We start from the raw sequence: 3,040 nt of genomic DNA, 5'->3' as shown, positions 1-3,040 counted from the left end.
TCCTTCATCGGCTCTTGGCGCCAAGGCATCCGCCGTGCGCTCTTAGTAACTTGACCTATTGACATTATTAGAATCCTAAGGGTAAACGAAAAAACTCTACTTGAGTATTTGCATGTTACCCTTTTAAATCTGTTGTGCAGTTTTCAAAGTGCATATCCGACCGGTCTCAAAACCGGTCGGCAAAAAATATATTACCATGGAACATCGAGATTGTCAACCTCAATTAACCATAAAATTTCAGGTTCAACCTGCTCCCGCCAGTGAGGTTTTAGACATTTTCCACACGTTTAACCAATTCATCCAGCCACTGGATATCCAGATCCTCTATCGAACCACTGTCAACGGCAGACGCAATCTTTGGATCGATCGGAATTCGAGCCAACACGTCTACATTATACTGACCTGCTACTTCACTGATATGGCTTTCTCCATATACTTTGATTTCACGACTGCAGTCTGGGCACTGCACATATGCCATATTCTCAACAATACCCACGATTGGAATATTCATCAGCTCTGCCATTTTCACAGCCTTAGCGACTATTGTTGCAACTAACTGCTGCGGTGATGTTACAACAACAATTCCATCAACTGGCAGGGATTGAAATACAGTTAAAGGAACATCGCCAGTTCCCGGAGGCATATCAACAAACATGTAATCGATGTCTCCCCAGATTACATCGGACCAAAACTGCCTAATTGCTCCGGTAATAAGTGGACTGCGCCATACCACAGGATCGGTCTCGTTCTCCAGTAAAAAGTTCACCGACATAATCGAGATGTCAGTTTTACTTTTAATCGGCAGAATTCCCTGCTCAACCCCTACTGCCTTTTCCCGCAGCCCAAAGCCGGTTGGGATTGATGGACCTGTAATATCGGCATCAAGTATTGCTGTACGGTAACCTCTGCGGTTCATCTCGACTGCCAGTATAGAAGTTACCAGCGATTTGCCGACACCGCCTTTGCCGCTGACAACACCAATAACTTTTTTAATATTACTGAGCGAATTTGGTTCAATCTGAAAATCAGGTTTTTGGTTAGCCATAGCTGTGTTCCTCCATCTTTATTAAGTTTACCCATGCAGCCAGCGTCGGCAGTGTCCCCATCTGCAGCGATGCTGCTCGCTTTGGCGATCACAGACACGGTAATCGCCCCCATCGATCCTAATTATTTTTCCTTCTACCAAGGCTTCTGCAATCTTTTTTCGCGCACTATTGTAGAGTCTCTGCACAGTAGTTCGGGCTACATGCATTATCTCTGCGCATTCTTCCTGAATTAAGCCTTCATGATCGATTAGTCTGAGAGTCTCGTACTCCTCAACTGTCAGGATTACTTCATCTGCTCTTACCATGCCAGCCGGGTGGAAATGTTTATGGAATGGTAATCGGCAGACGCGCTTGCGTTTTCTCGGCCTTGCCATAACTGCACTCCTTATGGTTATTGAATACTTTTTTATTATACCTTGTTTTGAACATATGTCAATAAGTGGGGGGGACAGCAAAAGGATTTTGAAATATCTCAGCGAAATTAACGGTAAAATTATCAATGAGGTGGTCCTGATGTGCGGACGTTTTACCCTGACCAGCGATATGGATCTGCTGCTGTACCGCTTTGCAATCGGTATGCCGGTGGATTTCGATTATCTGCCGCGGTACAACATCGCTCCTACCCAGACAATTCTCGGTATAGTAAACGAGGATGATCAAAGCAGATTTAAGCTGTTTAAGTGGGGCTTGATTCCCTTCTGGGCCAAAGACACCAAATTCGGAGCCAAGATGATCAACGCCCGCTGCGAAACACTGGCGGAAAAACCTTCGTTTAAACACCTGATTAAGAGGCGGCGCTGTCTGATTCCGGCCGACGGCTTTTATGAATGGATTCAGACAGAAACCCCAAAACAGCCTGTTTATATAAGATTAAAGTCTAGTCAGCCGTTTGCTTTTGCCGGTCTTTGGGATGAGTGGCAGTCATCCTCCGAAGTAATTCAGTCATGCACCATCATCACTACTGAGGCGAACAGCCTAATCCAGCCTGTTCATAATCGGATGCCGGTCATCCTCAGGCCAGAACAGGAACAGCTTTGGCTGGATCCCGAGCTCCAAAACTACGACGAGCTGTCCAAACTATTCAAGCCCTATCCCAGCGAGGAAATGGAAATGTATCCGGTCAGCCGCCTGGTGAATTCACCACGCAACGAAAGCCCTAAGTGTCTTGAGCCGCTCGGTTTGTAGATTGTTCATACTCTCTCCTCAATCTCGCAGTCACTAAATGGATCAGACAGCGAGTGCTGATTATGATATAATTGGTATTGAGAAAGGAGAGTTAATCTCTATGGATATTGATCTAGGATTATCGCAGCCGAGTGATCTTCCGCGGATCTACAGTATTATGGAAGAAGCATTTCCGCCCGCGGAAACAATTTCCTACAAAGTGTTTGAAAGGCTGTACCATAATCCTAAGTACAAGGTTTTAGCAATTAAGAACAAGCTTGGCATGCTTAGTGGGTTTTTATCGTGGTGGAAGCTCGACGGTTTTAATTTTGCAGAGTACTTTGCGATTCGAAAAAATATGCGCGGCAGAGGTTTAGGTTCGGTAGTCTTGAACAAGTTTTTGCGCAGAACCAAAAAACCCGTAGTCTTAGAAGTTGAGGCCTTCGATACCAACACTGCCAAGCGGAGAATTAAGTTTTATCAGCGGTTGGGCTTTAAGCTGAACGATATCACCTATATCCAGCCACCGCTAAACAAGAGCAATGAACAGATTCCCCTAACAATCATGAGCTATCCAGAATTAATTCCACAAGCAAAACGCCAAAGCGTGATCGACCAGATCTTCACTAATGTATACAAAAAAGTTCCTGCATAACCGAAAAAAGACCCGTACCGAAATCGGTACGGGTCTAACTTTTTGACCAAACAGCAGAAGCGCTTAAATAAGTCTTCCTTAGAAAGGAGGTGATCCAGCCGCACCTTCCGATACGGCTACCTTGTTACGACTTCACCCCAATCATCTGCCCCACCTTCGACGGCTCCCTCCAATT

General features: G+C 45.3%; 4 protein-coding genes and 2 rRNA genes. 2 read left to right on the top strand and 4 right to left on the bottom strand.

Annotation, left to right across the window (positions count from 1 at the left end; translation table 11 throughout):
• From GX019_10975 to GX019_10965, 3 genes are all read right to left on the bottom strand, one after another.
• Nucleotides 1-57: ribosomal RNA gene (locus tag GX019_10975) — 23S ribosomal RNA — on the bottom strand; the annotation flags it as partial.
• Nucleotides 58-268: 211 nt separating this feature from the next.
• Entirely contained in the window at nucleotides 269-1,045 is a 777-nt protein-coding gene (locus GX019_10970) for an Mrp/NBP35 family ATP-binding protein (GenBank protein HHT37678.1), read from the bottom strand.
• Between the two features lie 27 nt (nucleotides 1,046-1,072).
• The gene (locus tag GX019_10965) at nucleotides 1,073-1,420 is read right to left on the bottom strand and encodes a DUF134 domain-containing protein (protein HHT37677.1); all 348 of its coding nucleotides are present in this window, start codon (nucleotides 1,418-1,420) and stop codon (nucleotides 1,073-1,075) included.
• Nucleotides 1,421-1,559: 139 nt separating this feature from the next.
• Between GX019_10965 and GX019_10960 the strand changes: the two genes are divergently transcribed.
• Together GX019_10960 and GX019_10955 are read left to right on the top strand one after the other, a co-directional pair.
• On the top strand, nucleotides 1,560-2,231 hold the full coding sequence (locus tag GX019_10960) for an SOS response-associated peptidase (protein ID HHT37676.1): 672 nt from the start codon (nucleotides 1,560-1,562) through the stop codon (nucleotides 2,229-2,231).
• A 100-nt stretch (nucleotides 2,232-2,331) separates the two neighbouring features.
• Entirely contained in the window at nucleotides 2,332-2,865 is a 534-nt protein-coding gene (locus GX019_10955; protein ID HHT37675.1) for a GNAT family N-acetyltransferase, read from the top strand.
• 74 nt (nucleotides 2,866-2,939) lie between these two features.
• Here the strand turns inward: GX019_10955 and GX019_10950 are convergent.
• Nucleotides 2,940-3,040: ribosomal RNA gene (locus GX019_10950) — 16S ribosomal RNA — on the bottom strand; the annotation flags it as partial.

Source organism: Bacillota bacterium (assembly GCA_012837335.1).
Lineage (GTDB): Bacteria > Bacillota > Limnochordia > Darwinibacteriales > DTU012 > DTU012.
Note: the sequence above shows the minus strand (reverse complement) of the source record. Positions and strands in the feature narration are given on the sequence as shown.